An 18,231-nucleotide genomic window follows, 5' to 3' on the forward strand; every position below is an offset into this window, starting at 1 on the left:
ATGACGACCCTAGCGGGTCATGCAACCGATGTCACGCGCGCGCGTACGCGCGAGAGGGCGCAATTTGGCGCGCGCGAGAGCGCAATTTGGCGCATGCGAGGCGCAATCCGGTGCCAACCCCTGCCCGAGTGGCAGCGCGGGTGCAATTCTCCATTCAATCCGCATTCAGCCGGTTTCGGCGATTTGCGCCGCTACGCGCCTTGAACCCCCGGCGCCCGCTGATTAGAGCGGTGGGGATAGGGTTCCCCCGCCCATGAGGAGAGATTGATGAAGAGCATTTCGACGGCCGCCTTCGCCGCGGCGATGGTCGCCGGCGCGACCGGGCTGGCCTTTGCGCCGCCCGCTTTTGCCAAGAAGAAGGAAGAGGCGCCGGCCGGCCCGCAATATACCCAGGCCGTCGCGGTCGCCGCGAACAAGGCGAAGACCGCCTTGCTCGCCAAGGATATGGCGACAGCGGAAGCCGCCGTTGGCGAAGCCGAGGCGGCGGCCAAGACCGACGACGACAAATATATCTCGACCTTCCTGCGCTATGCCCTGGTGTCGCAGAAGATCGCCGATTCCTCCGCCGGGACCAACGGCGCCTTCGATCCGGCACCGATGATCGCCCCGCTCGATGCGCTGATCGTCAATCCCAAGACGCCGCCGGACATGCTGCCCAAGTTCGAGTTCAGCCGCGCGACGATCGCTTACGACAACAAGGATTGGGCGCGCGCGAGCCGGTTGTTCCAGCAGGCGCAGCAGCACGGGTCGACCGAAGCGAACCTGCCGCTCTATCTCGCCAAGTCCAAGGTCCAGGCCGGCGATGCCGCTGGCGGCATGGCCGACCTCGAAAAGGTGGCCGCGGCCGGCAAGCAGTCGGAGGACATCTACAAATACGGCATCGCGCAATCGGCCGCCGCCGGCCTCAAGCCACAGACCATCGTCTGGCTGAAGCGCTGGCTCGTCGCCTATCCGACGTCGAAGACCTGGCGCGATGCGCTCGGCTATTACGCGCTGACCCAGAATCCGGTCGCCAAGCTCGACAAGAAGCAGATGATCGACATATTCCGGCTGATGCGCCAGACCAAGTCGCTCGCCGACCAGAATTATTACGAGGAATATGCGCAAAAGGTGATGGACGTCGGCCTGCCCGACGAAACCAAGGCGGTGATCGCCGAGGGCAAGGCGGCGGGCAAGATCCCCGGCACCGGCAATTCCAACATCCAGGCGCTGGTTACGAGTTCGAACAGCCAGGTCGCGGCTGAGGGCTCTTTCGCCGGGCTAGAAACCAAGGCGGCGGCGTCGCCCAATGGCGCGCTGTCGTCGCAGACCGGCGACGCGTTCCTGGGCCGTGGCGACTATCCCAAGGCGATCGCGCTCTACAAGCAGGCGCTGGCCAAGGGCGGCGTCAACAATGACGAGGTCAACACGCATTTGGGCATCGCCTTGGCGCTGTCGGGCGACAAGGCCGGCGCCAAGACGGCGTTCGCCGCGGTCACCACCGCGCCGCGCAGCGACATCGCCGGCTTCTGGTCGACCTGGATCGACAGCCCGCCGACCAGCTGAGTCGAGGCGATCGAAACGAGAAAGGGGCGGCTGGCGACGGCCGCCCTCTTTTACTCAGCCCCGACCGGAATTCCCGGCTGATTCTTCGACGTGCGGATGGTCAGCGACGTCTTGACGCTCGCCACGTTGGGGGCGGGGGTCAGATGGGTCGTCAATATATCCTGGAACGCCTTCAGGTCGCCGGCGACGATCTTCAGGATGAAGTCGATTTCGCCGTTGAGCATATGGCATTCGCGGACTTCGGGAATCGTCGCGATGTGCGATTCGAACGCGGTCAGGTCGCGCTCCGCCTGGCTCTTCAGGCTGACCATCGCGAAGACGGTGATCGGATAGCCCAGGGTCGCGGGGTCGAGTTCGGCGTGATAGCCCTTGATCGCGCCCGCTTCCTCCAGCGCGCGGACGCGCCGCAGGCATGGGGGTGCGGTCAGACCGACCCGGTCGGCCAGTTCGACATTGGTCATCCGTCCGTCGGCCTGTAGTAAAGACAATATCTGCCGATCGATCCGATCCAACGCCATCGCCGGTTCTCCAAGAATTTTATGCGAGTTAGCCCGATGGCCAACATAATATAATTGCTGGATTGCGCAATCGTCCCACTATGCGACGCGTCAAAATGAACCGTTTGAAGCGCGCCGCACTGCGGTTAAGAAATTCCTAAGGCGCGGCGGCTCCGCGCGATCAGAGGGCGATCATTGCGCTTCGACGACAGTCTCGACACCGTGCTCGGCGCTGATATGGCAACGTCGTTCGGCGCGCAATCGGCATGGCGTCAGCTGACCGATCTGATTGGCCGCCGCCGGGCGGCGCCCGACGCGAAGGCGATCGAGCAATTGCGGGCGATACGGTCGCGGGTCCCGACGCGGACCCGGGCGGCGAGTGCGCGCAGCCTCGCCTTTGCCAACCCACCGGCGGAACTCGTCCGACTGTTCGCGGAGGACGAGCCGTCGGTCGCGGCACCGGTGATCGCGGCGGCGCAGCTGACCGGCGAGGAATGGCGCGCAATGCTGCCCGATCTGCCGCCGACCTCGCGCTCGTTGTTGCGCCATCGTCGCGATCTGCCCGCTGAGACGGTGCGCGCGCTCGACAGTTTCGGGCGGTCGGATTTCGCGCTGCCGCGGCCCGATAACGAGCCGGAGCCGACGATAGCCGCGATCGAGGCGGTCGCGTCCGTTGCCAGCATCGTACCGGATCGGCCGATCGTCAGCGAGATGCCGCAACGTGCCGAAACGCCCGCCAGCACACGGGCCAATGACGCGAGCCCGGCGCCCGCGCCGAGGGGCCCGTTCCAGATCGCCGATCTGGTCGCCCGGATCGATGCCTATCAGCGCGACCATGGCGGCCTGGGGCGCCCGCCGCGAGCAATCGCCAGCGATGGGCCGATCGATCATTTCTGCTTCGAGACCGACGCCACGGGGACGATCCGCTGGGTCGACGGCGCGCCGCGCGAGCCGCTGATCGGCGTGCTGCTCGGCACCGGCTCGGCGCAGGTCGACGGCGTGGTCAGCGGCGCGTTCCGTCGGCGTGCCTCGTTTGCCGATGCGCGCCTTGTCATTGCCGGCGCATCGCAAGCCGCGGGGCAATGGCAATTGTCGGCGACGCCGGCGTTCGATCCGGCCACCGGCCGCTTCACCGGCTATCGCGGCGTGGCGCGGCGACCGCGCGCCGACCAGCGCGCCGAACCGATGCCCAAAACCGGTCCGTCGCCCGAGGCGCTGCGCGCCCTGGTCCACGAATTGCGCACGCCGACCAATGCGATTTCGGGCTTTGCCGAGATGATCGAGGCGCAAGTGCTCGGGCCGGCACCCGACGCCTATCGCGAACGCGCCGCGGCGATTCGTCATGATACGCATGACCTGATCGCCGCGATCGACGATGTCGACACCGCCGCCCGGATCGAACAGGACGCGCTGGTCCTGCGTCCCGGGGTGGTCGAGGTGGCGCCGCTGCTCGCGCGGGCCGCACGCGATCTCGCGCCGTTGATGCTGCTGCGGCAATCGGTGGTCGACATCGATGGCGGCGCGCCGGGTCTGGCCATCGCCGGCGACGAGGTCGCGGTCGCGCGTCTGATCAGTCGGTTGATGGCATTGGCTGTCGGCGCGAGCGGGATCGGCGAACGGATCGCGATCAGGGCGTGGTCGAAGGATGGCCAGGCGCGGATCGCCGTCGAGCGCCCGCGCGCTTTTGCCGCATGGCCGGGCGAAGCCGTGCTGTCGCTGGAGGGCGAAGACCAGGAAGGCACGTTGCTCGGCACCGCGTTCGGGCTCAGGCTGGCGCGCAACCTGGCCGGTGAACTCGGCGGCAGCCTCAAGATCGGCGAGCAGCGCTTGACATTGCGCCTGCCGGCGGCGTTGGATCACGGCGTGGGGCAGCTTTCTTCCAATTGACGTGACCGCAGCGTTCCGTCCGCAACCGCCGGCGGCCGGCGACCTCGTCGCCTGGCCGGACTCGTTCGGCACGCGCTTCGTCGTGTTCGTCGACACCGAGGAGGAATTCGACTGGAGCCAGCCGCTCGCGCGCGAGAACCGGTCGGTGTCGACCGTGGCGGCGCTCCCTGCGGCGCAGGCCCAGTTCGCGGCGGCCGGCGTGCCGCTCGCGCTGATGGTCGACCACCCGATCGCCACCGATCCGCGCGCGATCGACCTGATCGGGCCGTTGCTGACTGGCGGTACGGCGGTGGGGACGCAGCTTCATCCCTGGGTCAACCCGCCGTTCGACGAAGCGCTGACGCCGGGCAATAGCTTCGTCGGCAACCTGCCGCGCGCGCTCGAAGAGGCGAAGCTGGTGGCACTGACCGAAGCGATCACGACGGCCTTCGGAACGCGCCCGATGGCCTATCGCGCCGGGCGTTATGGGCTGGGGCCGGCAAGTTTCGATCTGCTGGCGGCGCATGGCTATCGCCTCGACAGTTCGATGCGGCCGGGTTTCGACTATGCGTCGGAAGGCGGTCCCGATTTCTCCGCGCTCGGCAACCATGCCTTTCGCGTCGGCGGGATCGTCGAACTGCCGCTGACCACGGTCTTCACCGGCGCCGCGCGCTCGGGCGGGATGCCGCTCTATCGGTCGGCAGGACGCATTCCGAAGGGGAGGGCGGTGCTGGCACGATCCGGGCTGCTTCAGCGCATCCCGCTGACTCCGGAGGGCATTCCGGTGCGTGAGGCATTGGAAGCGATTCGTGTCGCGATCGGCGAGGGCACTCGCGTCTTGAGCTTTGCTTTTCACTCGCCGTCGCTCGCTCCGGGCCACACGCCCTATGTGAAGGACGAGGCAGACCTGGTCGCCTTCTGGCATTGGTGGGACAAGGTGTTGGCCGAACTCGATCGGCTTGGCGCCAAAGCGGCAGGTCTGGACGATGTGATCGCAGCGGCGACGGCCGGCGGCGCTGGTGGGCCCGGCAGGACTTGAACCCGCAACCTAGCCGTTATGAGCGGCCAGCTCTAACCAGTTGAGCTACAGGCCCCACCCGTGAGGCGCACGACCCTAGCGGAGCTAGTGTCGAGACGCCGAACGCCGGCCGGCCTCGCGTTAGCGAGGACCGACGACGCGGGATTTACTCCCGCGTCGTCATTTAGCAAGCGACAGGAGCATCGCGCGGAAAAGTGGGCACCGGTTTTCCGCAGAAAGCGATGCGACCCCAGACAGCAAAATACTTCCCCCCCCGTTGCACTCGGGAGTTTTGCGGGCGGGCGTCCGCCGGACGCCCGCTGATTCCGCAAAACTGGTCGGGGAGACAGGATTCGAACCTGCGACCCTCTGCTCCCAAAGCAGACGCGCTACCAGGCTGCGCCACTCCCCGACGCGGGCGTCCTCTAGGCGGCATTGATGCAGGCGGCAACCCGGCTCGTTCACGTCGCGTTTGACCGCCGACGATCAGCCGGAGGGCACGCAAGAAGAAGGGGCAGCTCCCGGAGGAGCCGCCCCTCTATCGTGCCGACGGGCCAGGCCCGACGGTGCGAAGTTACTTCTTGGCCGGGGCCGCGGCGTTTGCCGCTTCGGCGCGGATCGAATCGGCCGCGTTGTTCAGGCTGTCGGACGCATTGCTGACAGCGGCAGCGGCCGTGTTGTTGGTGAGGTCGCTGGCCTGATCCGAGAGATTGTCGGCTTCGGCCGCCAGATTGTCCGCAACCGCGTCGGCATTCGCCGCAGCCGGGGTCTGCGATTTGCAGGCCGCCAAGGACACCAGGCTCGCGGCGGCGAGAACAATGGCGATCTTCTTCATCTGGGTGCTCCCAAAAAGGTTACCGTCGTTTCGCAGCCGGGCCGATCTGCCCTTCGCGAAGCGAGAGGAATAACGGCGACAATGTGGCGGTCAACGACCAAATTGCCCCAACTCCCGGTTTGCGCCGAGCCGCACTCGCCGCTGCGGGCGTTTCACTCGCTCGTATTGGGCGTTACCGGCCCGAATTCCTCGGGCGCGTTGGCGACGATCGACAGCATTGTCGTCCAGGCGGCAACGTTCTGGCGCAATTGTTCCGGGTCGATCTTGTCGAGCGTGTCCTCGGGCGTGTGGTGCCAGTCGAAATAGCGCTGACCCGATTGGGCGAGCGTCACCGCGGGAACGCCGGTCGCGAGCACCGGGCCGACATCGGTCCCGCCACCCGCGACATCCTTGCCGCGGACGATGCCAAGCGGCGCCAGGGCCGCCGCCAGCCGATCGCCGACCGCCTTGGCGCTGTCCGGCAGGTTGGTGTTGAACCGCCAGACATTGTCGGCGCCGAAATCGGATTCGCTCGCCATCGCGAATTTTTCGCCGGCATGCGCCTTGGCATAAGCCGCGCCACCGAACCCGCCGGGTTCCTCGGCGCCGAACCACACGACGCGGATGGTGCGGCGCGGGCGGGGACCGTCGAGCAGGCGCTTGGCCGCCGCGGCGGTGATCGCGATACCCGCGCCGTCGTCGATCGCGCCGGTGGCGAGATCCCAGCTGTCGAGATGGCCGCCGATCAGGATCGTGCCGGCCTTGGGGTCGCTACCCGGCACTTCGGCGACGACATTGCCCGATTCCGCGTCGGGCAGCATCTGCGGGGTGAGGACCAGCTTCATCGTCACCTTGTCCGTGCGTGCGAAGATGCGTTCGAGTTGCTCGGCGTCGGCGACCGATAGCGCGCCAGCCGGGATCGGCGTCACGCCGGGTGCCCAATTGGTCCCGCCGGTATGCGGCCAGCGGCCCTTGTCGCTGCCGATCGAGCGGATGACGGTTGCGACCGCGCCTTTCTTGGCGGCGATGTTCGGACCGATGAAGCGCGCGCCACCATAAGCGCCATAGCCGCTGCCGTCCTGCGTCGCCTTCATCTGGTTGGAGATGAACGCGATCTTGCCCTTCAGGCTGCCGTCGGGCGCAGCGACCAGGTCGCCGAGCGTCGGGAAATAGACGACCGGGGCGGTGATGCCCTCCGGCGGAGTCGCGCCCGAGCGCCCGAGCGCCGCGATGACCAACTTCTGCGGATAGGGACCGACAATCTCGGCCGTCTCCGCGCCGCGCACCCAGACCGGCATCTTGTAGGTTTCGACATGGACGTTCTGGAAACCGAGCTTCTTGAGCCGGATCACTGCCCAGGCTCGGGCGCGCGCTTCGGCTTCGGTCGCCGCCAGCCGCGGGCCGACTTCGGTGGTTAGATCCTCGACGATATCCCAGGCGACCTGATCCTTGAGTGCGGCGTCGCGCGCCTTGGCGACGGCGGGATCGACCTTGGCGGGCTCGGGCACCGCATTGCGTTGCGCGAGGCCGATCGAGGGGAAGGTAAGGGCAAGCGTGGCGACGGACAGCATCAGCGGGATGCGCATAGGTTCAGGTCTCCTGCGACGAACAGCGCCCATGACGCCGGACGGCGCTGGGAGGACCCGTTGCTTAGAGCCGATACGCTCCGCCGAGCAAGCCTAGCGGGGCTTTCCAATCGGCAACCCAATCGCTATCTGGCCGCTCTACTTTTCCGGCAATTTCAAAACACGGAGCAACGTGCCGCCATGGCCGCCCAATACGCATATGTCATGAAGGACATGACCAAGTCCTTCCCCGGCGCCCCGAAGCCGGTGCTGAGCAACATCAATCTGCAATTCTATCATGGCGCCAAGATCGGCATTGTCGGCCCCAACGGCGCTGGCAAGTCGACGCTGATGAAGATCATGGCCGGCATCGACCAGGACTTTTCGGGCGAGGCGTGGCCGGGCGAGAACATCACCGTCGGCTATCTCGCGCAGGAGCCCGAGCTCGACCCGAACAAGTCGGTACTCGAGAACGTCAAGGACGGCGCGCGCGCCACGGCCGACATGGTCGACCGCTTCAACGCGATCTCGGCCGAAATGGGCGATCCCAAGGACGACACCGATTTCGACGCGCTGATGGAAGAGATGGGCGATCTCCAGGGCAAGATCGACGCGGTCGACGGCTGGACCCTCGACAGCCAGCTCGAACTGGCGATGGAAGCCTTGCGCTGTCCGCCGTCGGACTCGCCGGTCACCAGCCTGTCGGGCGGTGAAAAGCGCCGCGTCGCACTGACCCGGCTGCTGATCCAGAAGCCGTCGATCCTGCTGCTCGACGAACCGACCAACCATCTCGATGCGGAAAGCGTCGAGTGGCTGGAAAACCACCTCAAGGAATATGCCGGCGCGGTGCTGATGATCACCCACGACCGCTATTTCCTCGACAATGTGGTCGGCTGGATCCTCGAGATCGATCGCGGCAAATACTTCCCCTACGAGGGCAATTATTCGACCTATCTCGAAAAGAAGTCGAAGCGGCTCTCACAGGAGGAGCGCGAGGAGTCCGGGCGCCAGAAGGCGATCAAGGACGAGCTGGAGTGGATCCGGCAGGGCGCCAAGGCGCGCCAGACCAAGTCCAAGGCGCGTATCGCCAAGTTCGAGCAACTGGTCGAAGCGCAGCAGAACCGCTCGCCCGGCAAGGCGCAGATCGTCATCCAGGTGCCCGAGCGGCTGGGCGGCAAAGTGATCGAGGTCGAGAATCTCTCGAAATCCTATGGCGACAAATTGCTGTTCGAGAACCTGTCGTTCACGCTGCCGGCCGGCGGCATCGTCGGTGTGATCGGGCCCAACGGCGCGGGCAAGTCGACCTTGTTCAAGCTCATCACCGGGGCGGAACAGCCCGACGCCGGCAAGATCGATATCGGCACTACCGTCCGCCTGGGCTATGTCGATCAGAGCCGCGATCACCTAGACGACAAGAAGAATGTCTGGGAGGAAATCTCCGACGGGCTCGATTCGATGAAGGTCAACGGCTTCGATCAGTCGACCCGGGCCTATGTCGGCGCGTTCAACTTCAAGGGCGCCGACCAGCAGAAGAATGTCGGCAAGCTGTCGGGTGGTGAGCGCAACCGCGTCAACATCGCCAAGATGCTCAAGCGTGGCGGCAACGTGCTGCTGCTCGACGAGCCGACCAACGACCTCGACGTCGAGACCTTGGGCGCGCTCGAGGAAGCGATCGAGAATTTCGCCGGCTGCGCCGTGGTCATCAGCCACGACCGCTTCTTCCTCGATCGCCTGGCGACGCATATCCTGGCATTCGAGGGCAACAGCCATGTCGAATGGTTCGAGGGGAACTTCGAATCGTACGAGGAAGACAAGCGACGCCGCCTGGGCGACGCCGCGGATCGTCCGACGGCGCTCGCGTACAAGAAGCTGACCCGCTGAACGATTGAAAAAGGCTCCGCCATCACGTGACGGCGGAGCCTTTTTTGCAGCCCGACGGGGGGATCAGGCCGCTATGCGGTGAACCGCTTGGTAAATCCTTTCACCGGCTGGCCCGCTTCGACATAGGCTTCGACATGGTCGACCCGCGCCAATGGCGGGCCGGCGCGGCATGCCTCGACCAGCGAGGCGACCGCATCCTCCTCCCCGGACGCCAATATCTCGACCGTGCCGTCGTTGCGGTTGCGCACCCAGCCGGTGACCCCCAAGGACTGCGCCTTGCGGATGGTAAAATCCCTGAAGCCGACCTGGTGCACTTTACCCGACACCACGACCCGCTGCATTATCCCCATAAACTACAACCCTTTTGACGCGACCGCGGGGTTGATCCCCACTAATCGCGCCGAGACTAGCACCGGGTGCACCGAACCGTAGCGGTTTGATCCGCAGCCTGGCGTATCAGCGGGGCGATCCGGCGACGACTGCCGCTAATTTGCGCCGAACCGAAAGAGGCAGCTAGGAACACAGGACGAAATCAGGAGGATTTGTGCCGATAATCCCAGCCTTGCTGAGCTGGGCGGTGGCCACGGAAGGCCCGCCGCCGATCGATGGCGCGCTGCTGCCGGTTGGTGATGCTTGCTACACGGTCGCTGCGCCAGAGCAGGGCAAGTCCGCGGGCAGTGTCCTGCGCCGCGTCGAGCGTCTCGACGACAAGCGGCTGATGATCATGGTCGCGTCGCGCTTCAACGGCGGCCCGCTGCTGACCAGCCGGGTCGAAGTGGCGTTCCCCAGCCTGCGGCCGATCCGCACGATCGAGGAGACCGATGGAGAGACGGACCTGTCGGTGCGCTACCGCGACGGCAAAGCGGGCGGGACTGCTATCGGCGGGGACGGGCGACGCCAAGCGACCACCGTTCCATTACCGGGGCCGGTTTGGGACGAGGAGACGCTCGAATTCGTTCTGACCACGCTACCGCTGGCCGAGGGCGCTCATTTCGAACTGCCCGTATTCCATTTCGGCCGCGGACCCGGCGTAGCGAGGATCGATGTCCGACGCTCCATTTCGGCAGAGGGATTCGGCGGCAGCCCAATAGCCGCTTGGGAAATCGAAGGCAGCACGCGATCGGATATGACGATCACCTTCCTGGTCGCGAAAGCCGATCGTCGGCTGCTCGCGGTCGAGGTGGGCGGCGTGCGGTCGGTCCTGGGTGGCGATTGTTCGGGGTTGACCCGGTGAGAAAGCTGGAACCGCGCTTGACGCGCCAGCGGCGCTTTCATAGCTGACGCAACATGACTGTTCTTACTATTCTCGAAGTACCCGATCCCGGCCTGCGCGCCGTTGCCGCACCCGTCAGCGAGGTCGACGCTTCGATCCGCGCCACGCTCGCCGACATGTTCGAGACGATGTACGCCGCGCGCGGCATTGGCCTTGCCGCAATCCAGGTCGGGATCGAGAAGCGCCTGGTCGTCATCGACCTGCAGGAGCCCGAGGAAGAAGACGGCGAGCCCGTGCGAAAGCCTGTGGCGTTCGTGAACCCCGAGCTGCTCTGGGTCAGCGAGGAGATGGCGGTCTATAACGAAGGCTGCCTGTCGATCCCCGAGCAATATGCCGAGGTCGCGCGCCCGGCTCGGTGCCGCGTGAAATGGCTCGACGGCGACGGCAAGCCGCATGAGGAAGAGATGGACGGCCTGATGGCGACGTGCATCCAGCACGAGATCGACCATTTGAACGGCGTGCTGTTCACCGACCATATCTCACGGCTCAAGCGCGACATGATCATGAAGAAGCTGGCCAAGGCGCGGAAGGCGGCTTGATCACCGTCGAAGGCGGCTGTCATTGCGGCCATGTCCGTTTCGAGTTGCGGCTCGAACGCCCTGAGGTCGAACTGCTCGATTGTGATTGCTCGATTTGCCGGATGACCGGCTATCTCCATCTAATCGTGCCCGATGCTCGCTTCCGCCAGACTGAAGGGCGTGGCGATGTCGTGCTTTATCGCTTCAGCTCGGGCCGGGCGCGGCACCTGTTCTGCCAGCATTGCGGAATCAAGAGCTTCTACCGCCCCCGCTCGCACCCCGATGCGATCAGCGTGAACTGGCGGTGTCTGGATGAGGATCATGGCCTGACCGCGACGATCGTACCGTTCGATGGGGTGTATCCGGTTTAGGGCTTACGCCCACTCGTCGCGTTTGGCTGCAGGCCGATGACGGCCGATCTCGCGTGCAGTCGCGTGCGGCAGGCGAGTCTCGAAATGCTTGGCGTAGACGCAGCAGCTATAGTCGCCAAGCCGGGCGCCGCGTCGGAGCCACTGCCGATACCGGAGCATATCCCCTCGATTGAAGTAGCTTATGGCGAGTGAGTGCGCTGCTCTGCCTGCTTCAGGGCCGCCGCGACGCCAAACGCGATAGTAGAGGTTGGCCGCTGTGAGGGGTTCAGCCATCGCATCGAGGTCGTCGGGATTGTTGCCTTCGGTATACCAATGGGCGAGCGCGATCATCGCCCCGTCGTGTCTGCGCAAGGCGAGGCGCTGCATGATTGGAACCCAGAAGCCACGTGCGCGGCCATCCTGGATATCGAGCGCGCGGAGATAGAGACGCTCATCGTCCATCTTCAGAACAACCCCTCGATCGCCCCTGCTGGCCCGATCCTGATTCCCTCCGCGGCAGGTATGCGCGGCAATCCCGGCATGGTCATGATCTCGCCGCAGATCGCGACGACGAACCCGGCGCCGGCGGCCAGGCGCACTTCGCGAACCGGGACGATATGGCCGACCGGCGCGCCCAGTTTCGCCGGGTCGGTGGAGAAGCTGTATTGGGTCTTCGCCATGCAGACGGGGAGGTGCCCGTATCCCGCATCCTCCCAGCGTTTCAGCTGCGCCAGCACGCTCGGCTCGGCCGTGGCGTGTTCGGCGCGGTAGATCCGCGTCGCCACCGTGTTGATCTTGTCGAACAGCGGCATAGCATCGTCGTAGAGCGGGGCGAATTGCGCCCCGCCACCATCCGCCAGCGCGGCGACATGGTGCGCCAGCGCTTCGGTGCCCGCGCTGCCGTCGGCCCAATGTGTGCACAGGATCGCTTCGCAGCCATTGGCGGCGGCGATCTCGCGAACGACGCGCATCTCGTCCTCGGTATCGCTGTCGAAGCGGTTGATCGCGACGACCACGGGAACACCGAATTGACGGACATTCTCGAGGTGCCGCGCGAGATTGACCCCGCCAAGCCTCACTGCCTCGGGATCGGGGGTGCCGAGATCTGCCTTGGCGACCCCGCCATTCATCTTGAGCGCGCGGATCGTCGCGACGACCACCGCTGCGGCGGGTTTGAGGTCGGCCTGGCGGCATTTGATGTCGAAGAACTTCTCGGCGCCCAGATCGGCACCGAAGCCGGCTTCGGTCACGACATAATCGGCCAAGCCAAGCGCGGTGTTGGTCGCGATCACCGAATTGCAGCCATGCGCTATATTGGCGAAGGGGCCGCCATGGATCAGCGCCGGATTGCCCTCCAGCGTCTGGACCAGATTGGGCTTGATCGCCTCGGCGAGCAGCACCGCCATGGCGCCATCGGCCTTCAGGTCGCGCGCGGTGACTGGCTGGCGATCGCGCGTATAGGCGACGACGATCCGGCCGAGCCGCACCTCCAGGTCCTCCAGGTCCTCGGCCAGACACAGGATCGCCATCACTTCGCTGGCGACGGTGATGTCGAACCCGCTTTCGCGCGGGAAACCGTTGGCGACGCCACCCAGCGATTGCGCGATGTCGCGCAACGCGCGGTCGTTCATGTCGAGCACCCGGCGCCAGACGATCCGGCGCACGTCGATATCGAGCGCGTTGCCCCAATGCACATGGTTGTCGATCATCGCCGCGAGCAGGTTGTGCGCGCTGGTGATGGCGTGGAAATCGCCGGTGAAATGAAGGTTGATGTCCTCCATCGGCACCACCTGGGCGTAACCACCGCCGGTCGCACCGCCCTTGGTCCCGAAGCATGGCCCCAGGCTCGGCTCGCGCAGCGCCAACATCGTCTTCTTGCCGATCTGGTTGAGCGCGTCGGCGAGCCCGACCGAGGCGGTCGACTTGCCTTCGCCGGCGGGGGTTGGACTGATCGCGGTGACCAGGATCAATTTGCCCAGGTCGCGGGGCACCGGGAGGTGCTCGCGGATCAGCTTGGCCTTGTATTTGCCATAGGGCTCGACCGCGTCGACCGGGATGCCTGCTTTGTCGGCGATCTGCTGGATGGGGTGAAGGGTCGCGGCCCGCGAAATCTCGATATCGGAGAGCATGGGGGCTTCTTAGCCGCCCCATGGGCTGCCCGTCACCCCGCGCGCGTAACGAAATCAATTCCCCTCCCGTTTACGGGAGGGGCTAGGGGAGGGACTGTTCGTCTAGGCCCGTCCATCGATCGACATGCCCTCCCCCGACCCCTCCCGCAAGCGGGAGGGGAGTTGGAACCGTAACGAAATTGGGGCTGTCCTGGCATCGTCGTTCGATCTATGTTCCGGTCATTGATCGGGTTTCGTGGGTGAATTGTGGTTGAAGTGTTGATCGTCGCGTTGGGAGCGCTTGTCGTCGGGCTAGTGATCGGCTGGCTGTTCGCCTCACGCCGCGGCGTGGCCGAACTGGCGGCCGCCAAGGTGCATGCCGATCAGCATGACATGACGCGCCAGCAGTTGCTGGCCGTGACGGCGGAGCGCGACACGACGATGCGCGCGCTCGACGCACACCAGGCGGCGTCACGTGAGCGTGAGCTGGCGTTCGAGGCGCGGCTGGTCGAAATCGTCGCTGCCAAAGAAGCGCTGGCGGCGCAATTCGCCGAGGTCGGGCAGCGGCTGTTCGACGACGCCCAGACCAAATTCCTTCAGCGCGCCGACGAGCGGTTCAAGGAATCGGAAGCGACCAGCGGCCAACATCTCCGCGCCTTGCTCCAGCCTGTCCACGAACGCCTGCAGCGCTACGAAGAAGGCGTGGCCAAGGTTGAGGCCGATCGCCGCGATGCGTTCGGTACGCTTCACGGCCAGATCGAAGCAATGCGCGTCGGGCAGGAATCGGTACGCTCGGAAGCGTCCAAGCTGGTCAATGCGCTGCGTAACGCGCCCAAGGCGCGCGGGCGCTGGGGCGAGCAGCAATTGCGCAACGTGCTCGAGACGTGCGGGTTGAGCGAGCATGCCGATTTCCAGGCGGAAGTCAGCGTCGACGATGGCGAGGGCGGGCGGCTCAGGCCCGACGTCATCATTCGCGTGCCGGGCGGCAACGCACTGGTGATCGACGCCAAGGTGTCGCTCAACGATTATCAGGACGCGTTCGGCGCGATCGATGACACTGAACGCGCCGCCGGGCTGGTGCGCCACGCGGCGTCGATGCGGGCGCACGTCCAGGCGCTCGGCGCCAAGGCCTATTGGACGCAATTCGACGACGCGCCCGATTACGTGATTATGTTCGTGCCGGGGGAGCATTTCCTGTCCGCGGCGCTCGAACAGGATCCGACCCTGTGGGACTTCGCCTTCGACCGTCGCGTGTTGTTGGCGACGCCGACCAATTTGATCGCGATCGCACGCACCGTCGCCGCGGTTTGGCGGCAGGAGAAATTGGCCGGGGAGGCGCGGCAGATCGCCGAGCTGGGTAAGGAACTCTATGCCCGCCTGTCGGTGATGGGCAGCCATGTCGCCCGGTTGGGACGCAATATCGGGCTCGCCAACGATGCCTATAATGCGTTCGTCGGCAGCCTCGAGACGCAAGTGCTGACCCAGGCCAAACGGTTCGAGGATTTCAATATCGATACCGGCGGGCGGGCAATCGAGTCGCTGCCGATGGTCGAGCAATCGCCGCGCCCGCTGGTGAAGCTTGCGTCGGTCGGTGAGATAGGGGATCGTTCGTCGGAGGGATGATCCTCGTGCCTGTTGGGGAGCGGGTCGATGACGAAAATGGTCGGATTGCTGATTGCCGCGATGCTGACGGCGGTACCAATGGCCGCCGCGGGGCAGGATAAAGACCGCGACTCCGCCGCCGAGGCGACAATCAGCCAGGCTTTCTCCGCGATCCAGGCCGGCGATCCGGCGCGAGCCTTGGCCACGGTCGAGCCGGTCGTCGCGTCATTCGACAAGGAATTTTCGGGCGAGAAGCGCCATATCTTCTGCTCGCAGACGGCCGAACAGGACGGCTATTATCTGACCACTGCCGATGGCGGGGCGGATAATGTTCGGCTCGTGACGGTGGTGTGGTGCGAGGCGTTATATGTCAAAGCGTTCGCGTTGGTCGATCTCGAGCGGCTCGACGATGCCCAATCGGCGTTCGAGAGATTGGTGACTTTTGCTCCGAAACACGCTCGGTATCTCAATGAGTTAGGCTATGTTCTTCTGAAGAAGAAAGAATGGCAGCACTCGATCGACACTTATAGAAACGCCGAAGCTGCGGCGACTTTCACGCCCAAGCGGCGCGATTACGAGCGGTGCGTGTCGTTCCGCGGAATCGGTTACGACCTCGTCGAACTCGGGCGGCTCGACGACGCCGAAGCCGCCTATCGCAAATGCCTGGCGATCACCCCGGATGAGCCAAAGTCGCTGCGCGAGATCGAGTATATCAAGGAGCAGCGCAAGAAAACGACCTGATGTCGTTCGCCTGACTGCGTCTCCGGCGATATGAACGGGGGATCGGGTGATCGCTACAGTCTGAGGCCGTTCAGTCTATGCGGGTCAGCGTGGCGTTGCCTTTGGCGCTCGACAGGGTGAGCGTTCGGTCGCGCAGCGCGACGCGCGCTGGGCCGGCGATGATCGACAGGAACTTGCCTTCGACCTCCATGCCCGGCCCCGGACACGCCATCTTGGTCGAGATCACCCGGCTTGCGCTCAGACTGCCACGATCGATGCGATAGGCGCCGCCAAAGCTGTTGCAGCCGGCGTTCCCGGTGATGCGGTCGCCCTCGAAGCGTATCTCGGTCGCACGGGCGGTGCGGACCGGGCGTCCGTCGATGCTGGCAATCGTCCAGTGCGATCCGTCGAGCGCGGCGGCGTCCAGCACGGGATCGCCGCCACAGCCCTTGACGCTGCGCCGGCCGGTCGTGACGGTGACACGATCGGGAAATTTGCGGTCGCTCATCCCGTCGCTGCACGGCGCGCGGGTAATATCGACGACGATCCGCCGCGTGACATAGCGCCGTCCATTGAAACTGGGCCGCGCCGTGGGCGCCTTGACCCGAATCCGCGTCTTTCCATAATCGCCGGCATAATTGATCCAGCCGCGTTCGATGGTCAGCGTCCAGCCGGGTTCGGTGCCGACCGCGCGATAGGTCTCGGTCCTGGCCGAGGCGGGCAAAGCGAGGAACAGCGCGGGGAGGGCGAGGGTCGCGGCGAGCTTCATGGCATCTCTCCTTTGGCCAGGCTCATAGCCTAGTCCGGCTGAACCGGCCATGTCGGCCATATTCAGCAGCGATGCTGGGCGAGCACTTCATACGCCATTACCGCGGTCGCCACCGCGGCGTTCAGGCTGTCGGCCTTGCCCAGCATCGGTAATTTGACCAGCAAGTCGCATTCCGCCTCATAGGCGTCAGGCAGGCCTTGCGCCTCGTTGCCGGTGAGCAGGAAGGTCGGCGCCTGATACGCCGCACCGCGATAATCGTGGTCGGTCTGCAGACTGAGCCCGACGAGTTGCCCCGGTCCGGAGCGCAACCAGGGCAGGAACGCGTCCCAGCGCGCCTGCACGATCGGCACCGTGAACAGCGCGCCCATGCTCGCGCGTACCGCTTCGACCGAAAAGGGGTCGACGCAATCGTCGACCAGGATGAGTCCGCCCGCGCCGACCGCATCGCCGGTCCGCAGGATCGTGCCGAGATTGCCCGGATCGCGCAGCCGCTCGGCGACCAGCCAGATCGGCGAGGTCGAACGGTCGAGCGCGTCGAGTGGCGTGGTGAATTCGGGGAAGACGCCGACCACCGCCTGCGGGTTGTCCTTGCCCGACAATTTGGAGAGGATGTCGTGACTGGTCTCGATCGCTTCGCCACCCGCGCTTTCCACGGCGCCGACCAGTGCCAGGACCAGCGGATGTCTCGCGCTGTCGGCCGCGAAGAACAGATATTCCGGCAGGCGTCCCGCTTCGCGCGCCTCGGTCAGGATGCGCAGTCCCTCGGCGAGAAACAGACCCTCCGCCTTGCGATGCTTCTTGTCGCGCAGGCTGCGGACGCGCTTGACCAGGGTGTTGGAGAAAGCGGTGATCTCGCGAGGCATGAAGGGTTCCTAGCGAACCCATCACCTGAGCGGAAGCTGTAGCCGTCACCGCAGCGGAAGCTCCAATCGTCACCCCAGCGAAAGCTGGGGTCTTGTGCGGTATTTCCTCCTCATGAGATGCCAGCTTTCGCGGCCATGACGGATTGGGGAGGGGTCAGTCTTCGCCGAACTTGGCCTCGACCAACTCGCACAGCGCGCCAACCGCGGTCTCCGCGCCGTCGCCATCGGCGCTGATCGTGATCGTGTCGCCCATCGCCGCGCCCAGCATCATCAGCCCCATGATCGAGGTACCGGTGACCGCCGGGCCGTCCTTGACCACCTGGATCTCGACCGACTGGGTCGAGGCGAGAGTGACGAACTTGGCCGATGCCCGCGCATGCAGGCCGCGCTTGTTGATGATCTGCACTGTGCGGCTGATCGCCGGCATCAGGCAGCGGCCTCGCCGAGCGCCTCGGATGCCACTGCGATATATTTCCTGCCCGCCTCACGCGCGGCGATCACCGCGTCCACCACCTTCATCGACTTGCGCGCCGACGCCAGGCGAATCAGCATCGGCAGGTTGATTCCCGCGATCACTTCGACTCGCCCGCGCTCGAGCAGCGAGATTGCGAGGTTCGACGGCGTGCCGCCAAACAGGTCGGTCAGCACGATCACGCCCTTGCCGTCATCGACCTTGCCGATCGCCGTGGCGATATCGGCGCGGCGCGCTTCCATATCGTCGTCAGGGCCGATCGCGATCGACTCCACGCGCTCCTGCGGACCCACGACATGTTCCATTGCGGTCACGAACTCGGACGCGAGCCGTCCGTGCGTCACCAAAACCAGACCGATCATGCGTTTGC

Annotated in this window: 19 protein-coding genes and 2 tRNA genes; 9 read left to right on the forward strand and 12 right to left on the reverse strand. The window is 65.3% G+C overall.

The genetic code is table 11. The features are described from left to right. The first annotated feature begins 267 nt into the window (after positions 1–267). Positions 268–1,545 carry a tetratricopeptide repeat protein gene (locus AC1DQQ_RS12645; protein WP_478045390.1) on the forward strand — a complete coding sequence of 426 codons (1,278 nt, stop codon included), beginning with the start codon at positions 268–270 and terminating at the stop codon, positions 1,543–1,545. A gap of 50 nt (positions 1,546–1,595) precedes the next feature. Here AC1DQQ_RS12645 and AC1DQQ_RS12650 read toward each other — a convergent pair whose 3' ends face one another. Beyond that, positions 1,596–2,063 (reverse strand): Lrp/AsnC family transcriptional regulator, encoded by a 468-nt coding sequence (locus AC1DQQ_RS12650; protein ID WP_066810938.1) that lies wholly within the window; start codon positions 2,061–2,063, stop codon positions 1,596–1,598. A gap of 174 nt (positions 2,064–2,237) precedes the next feature. On the opposite strand from AC1DQQ_RS12650, the gene AC1DQQ_RS12655 reads away from it, so the two are divergent. Both AC1DQQ_RS12655 and AC1DQQ_RS12660 read left to right on the forward strand, forming a co-directional pair. After that, the gene (locus AC1DQQ_RS12655; protein ID WP_478045391.1) at positions 2,238–3,929 is read left to right on the forward strand and encodes a sensor histidine kinase; all 1,692 of its coding nucleotides are present in this window, start codon (positions 2,238–2,240) and stop codon (positions 3,927–3,929) included. Between the two features lies 1 nt (position 3,930). Further along, complete coding sequence (locus tag AC1DQQ_RS12660) at positions 3,931–4,947, forward strand: polysaccharide deacetylase family protein (protein ID WP_478045392.1); 1,017 nt, start codon at positions 3,931–3,933, stop codon at positions 4,945–4,947. Here AC1DQQ_RS12660 and AC1DQQ_RS12665 read toward each other — a convergent pair. From AC1DQQ_RS12665 to AC1DQQ_RS12680, 4 genes are all read right to left on the reverse strand, one after another. Continuing rightward, positions 4,926–5,002 (reverse strand) — tRNA-Ile (locus AC1DQQ_RS12665). The two genes, AC1DQQ_RS12660 and AC1DQQ_RS12665, sit on opposite strands and share 22 nt — an antisense overlap. 259 nt (positions 5,003–5,261) lie before the next feature. Next, positions 5,262–5,338, reverse strand: a tRNA-Pro gene (locus AC1DQQ_RS12670). A 162-nt stretch (positions 5,339–5,500) separates the two neighbouring features. Further along, positions 5,501–5,761: a hypothetical protein gene (locus AC1DQQ_RS12675; protein ID WP_478030051.1), complete on the reverse strand. Its 261-nt coding sequence runs from the start codon at positions 5,759–5,761 to the stop codon at positions 5,501–5,503. A gap of 152 nt (positions 5,762–5,913) precedes the next feature. Continuing rightward, complete coding sequence (locus AC1DQQ_RS12680) at positions 5,914–7,326, reverse strand: M20/M25/M40 family metallo-hydrolase (RefSeq protein WP_478030052.1); 1,413 nt, start codon at positions 7,324–7,326, stop codon at positions 5,914–5,916. A gap of 180 nt (positions 7,327–7,506) precedes the next feature. Between AC1DQQ_RS12680 and ettA the strand changes: the two genes are divergently transcribed. Then, positions 7,507–9,186, forward strand: a complete 1,680-nt coding sequence (ettA, locus tag AC1DQQ_RS12685) for an energy-dependent translational throttle protein EttA (RefSeq protein WP_478030053.1) — start codon at positions 7,507–7,509, stop codon at positions 9,184–9,186. 71 nt (positions 9,187–9,257) lie between these two features. On the opposite strand, the gene AC1DQQ_RS12690 is transcribed toward ettA, so the two are convergent. Further along, on the reverse strand, positions 9,258–9,536 hold the full coding sequence (locus tag AC1DQQ_RS12690) for an acylphosphatase (protein ID WP_245656946.1): 279 nt from the start codon (positions 9,534–9,536) through the stop codon (positions 9,258–9,260). 194 nt (positions 9,537–9,730) lie between these two features. Here AC1DQQ_RS12690 and AC1DQQ_RS12695 point away from each other — a divergent pair, with 194 nt between their 5' ends. Genes AC1DQQ_RS12695 through AC1DQQ_RS12705 form a run of 3 tightly spaced genes read left to right on the forward strand, consistent with a single transcriptional unit; the run spans position 9,731 to position 11,348 of the window. Then, complete coding sequence (locus AC1DQQ_RS12695; protein WP_478030054.1) at positions 9,731–10,420, forward strand: DUF3108 domain-containing protein; 690 nt, start codon at positions 9,731–9,733, stop codon at positions 10,418–10,420. A gap of 53 nt (positions 10,421–10,473) precedes the next feature. Next, positions 10,474–10,998: a peptide deformylase gene (gene def / locus AC1DQQ_RS12700; protein WP_478030055.1), complete on the forward strand. Its 525-nt coding sequence runs from the start codon at positions 10,474–10,476 to the stop codon at positions 10,996–10,998. After that, on the forward strand, positions 10,995–11,348 hold the full coding sequence (locus AC1DQQ_RS12705) for a GFA family protein (RefSeq protein ID WP_478030056.1): 354 nt from the start codon (positions 10,995–10,997) through the stop codon (positions 11,346–11,348). The genes def and AC1DQQ_RS12705 overlap by 4 nt, the downstream gene beginning before the upstream one ends. Positions 11,349–11,351: 3 nt before the next feature. On the opposite strand, the gene AC1DQQ_RS12710 is transcribed toward AC1DQQ_RS12705, so the two are convergent. After that, complete coding sequence (locus AC1DQQ_RS12710; protein WP_478030057.1) at positions 11,352–11,789, reverse strand: hypothetical protein; 438 nt, start codon at positions 11,787–11,789, stop codon at positions 11,352–11,354. 2 nt (positions 11,790–11,791) lie between these two features. Beyond that, positions 11,792–13,456: a formate--tetrahydrofolate ligase gene (locus AC1DQQ_RS12715; RefSeq protein WP_478030058.1), complete on the reverse strand. Its 1,665-nt coding sequence runs from the start codon at positions 13,454–13,456 to the stop codon at positions 11,792–11,794. 246 nt (positions 13,457–13,702) lie between these two features. Here AC1DQQ_RS12715 and AC1DQQ_RS12720 point away from each other — a divergent pair, with 246 nt between their 5' ends. Next, positions 13,703–15,058 carry a DNA recombination protein RmuC gene (locus tag AC1DQQ_RS12720; RefSeq protein ID WP_478030059.1) on the forward strand — a complete coding sequence of 452 codons (1,356 nt, stop codon included), beginning with the start codon at positions 13,703–13,705 and terminating at the stop codon, positions 15,056–15,058. Between the two features lie 27 nt (positions 15,059–15,085). Next, positions 15,086–15,778, forward strand: a complete 693-nt coding sequence (locus AC1DQQ_RS12725; RefSeq protein WP_478030060.1) for a tetratricopeptide repeat protein — start codon at positions 15,086–15,088, stop codon at positions 15,776–15,778. 70 nt (positions 15,779–15,848) lie between these two features. Here the strand turns inward: AC1DQQ_RS12725 and AC1DQQ_RS12730 are convergent, their stop codons facing one another. From AC1DQQ_RS12730 to AC1DQQ_RS12745, 4 genes are all read right to left on the reverse strand, one after another. Further along, on the reverse strand, positions 15,849–16,526 hold the full coding sequence (locus AC1DQQ_RS12730; protein WP_478030061.1) for an META domain-containing protein: 678 nt from the start codon (positions 16,524–16,526) through the stop codon (positions 15,849–15,851). 62 nt (positions 16,527–16,588) lie between these two features. After that, the gene (locus AC1DQQ_RS12735) at positions 16,589–17,389 is read right to left on the reverse strand and encodes a TrmH family RNA methyltransferase (protein ID WP_478045393.1); all 801 of its coding nucleotides are present in this window, start codon (positions 17,387–17,389) and stop codon (positions 16,589–16,591) included. A 154-nt stretch (positions 17,390–17,543) separates the two neighbouring features. Further along, positions 17,544–17,816 (reverse strand): HPr family phosphocarrier protein, encoded by a 273-nt coding sequence (locus AC1DQQ_RS12740; protein WP_478030063.1) that lies wholly within the window; start codon positions 17,814–17,816, stop codon positions 17,544–17,546. Next, positions 17,816–18,223, reverse strand: a complete 408-nt coding sequence (locus AC1DQQ_RS12745; RefSeq protein WP_066583126.1) for a PTS sugar transporter subunit IIA — start codon at positions 18,221–18,223, stop codon at positions 17,816–17,818. The genes AC1DQQ_RS12740 and AC1DQQ_RS12745 overlap by 1 nt, the downstream gene beginning before the upstream one ends. Positions 18,224–18,231: the final 8 nt, after the last annotated feature.

Source organism: Sphingomonas sp. P4_G3, assembly GCF_056401105.1.

Coding starts and splice junctions, on each gene's coding strand:
- AC1DQQ_RS12740 (WP_478030063.1), bottom strand. CDS start 17,816: ATGCCGGCGATCAGCCGCACAGTGCAGATCATCAACAAGCGCGGCCTG.
- AC1DQQ_RS12675 (WP_478030051.1), bottom strand. CDS start 5,761: ATGAAGAAGATCGCCATTGTTCTCGCCGCCGCGAGCCTGGTGTCCTTG.
- ettA (WP_478030053.1), top strand. CDS start 7,507: ATGGCCGCCCAATACGCATATGTCATGAAGGACATGACCAAGTCCTTC.
- AC1DQQ_RS12725 (WP_478030060.1), top strand. CDS start 15,086: ATGACGAAAATGGTCGGATTGCTGATTGCCGCGATGCTGACGGCGGTA.
- AC1DQQ_RS12710 (WP_478030057.1), bottom strand. CDS start 11,789: ATGGACGATGAGCGTCTCTATCTCCGCGCGCTCGATATCCAGGATGGC.
- AC1DQQ_RS12645 (WP_478045390.1), top strand. CDS start 268: ATGAAGAGCATTTCGACGGCCGCCTTCGCCGCGGCGATGGTCGCCGGC.
- def (WP_478030055.1), top strand. CDS start 10,474: ATGACTGTTCTTACTATTCTCGAAGTACCCGATCCCGGCCTGCGCGCC.
- AC1DQQ_RS12730 (WP_478030061.1), bottom strand. CDS start 16,526: ATGAAGCTCGCCGCGACCCTCGCCCTCCCCGCGCTGTTCCTCGCTTTG.
- AC1DQQ_RS12690 (WP_245656946.1), bottom strand. CDS start 9,536: ATGGGGATAATGCAGCGGGTCGTGGTGTCGGGTAAAGTGCACCAGGTC.
- AC1DQQ_RS12650 (WP_066810938.1), bottom strand. CDS start 2,063: ATGGCGTTGGATCGGATCGATCGGCAGATATTGTCTTTACTACAGGCC.
- AC1DQQ_RS12680 (WP_478030052.1), bottom strand. CDS start 7,326: ATGCGCATCCCGCTGATGCTGTCCGTCGCCACGCTTGCCCTTACCTTC.
- AC1DQQ_RS12745 (WP_066583126.1), bottom strand. CDS start 18,223: ATGATCGGTCTGGTTTTGGTGACGCACGGACGGCTCGCGTCCGAGTTC.
- AC1DQQ_RS12735 (WP_478045393.1), bottom strand. CDS start 17,389: ATGCCTCGCGAGATCACCGCTTTCTCCAACACCCTGGTCAAGCGCGTC.
- AC1DQQ_RS12715 (WP_478030058.1), bottom strand. CDS start 13,456: ATGCTCTCCGATATCGAGATTTCGCGGGCCGCGACCCTTCACCCCATC.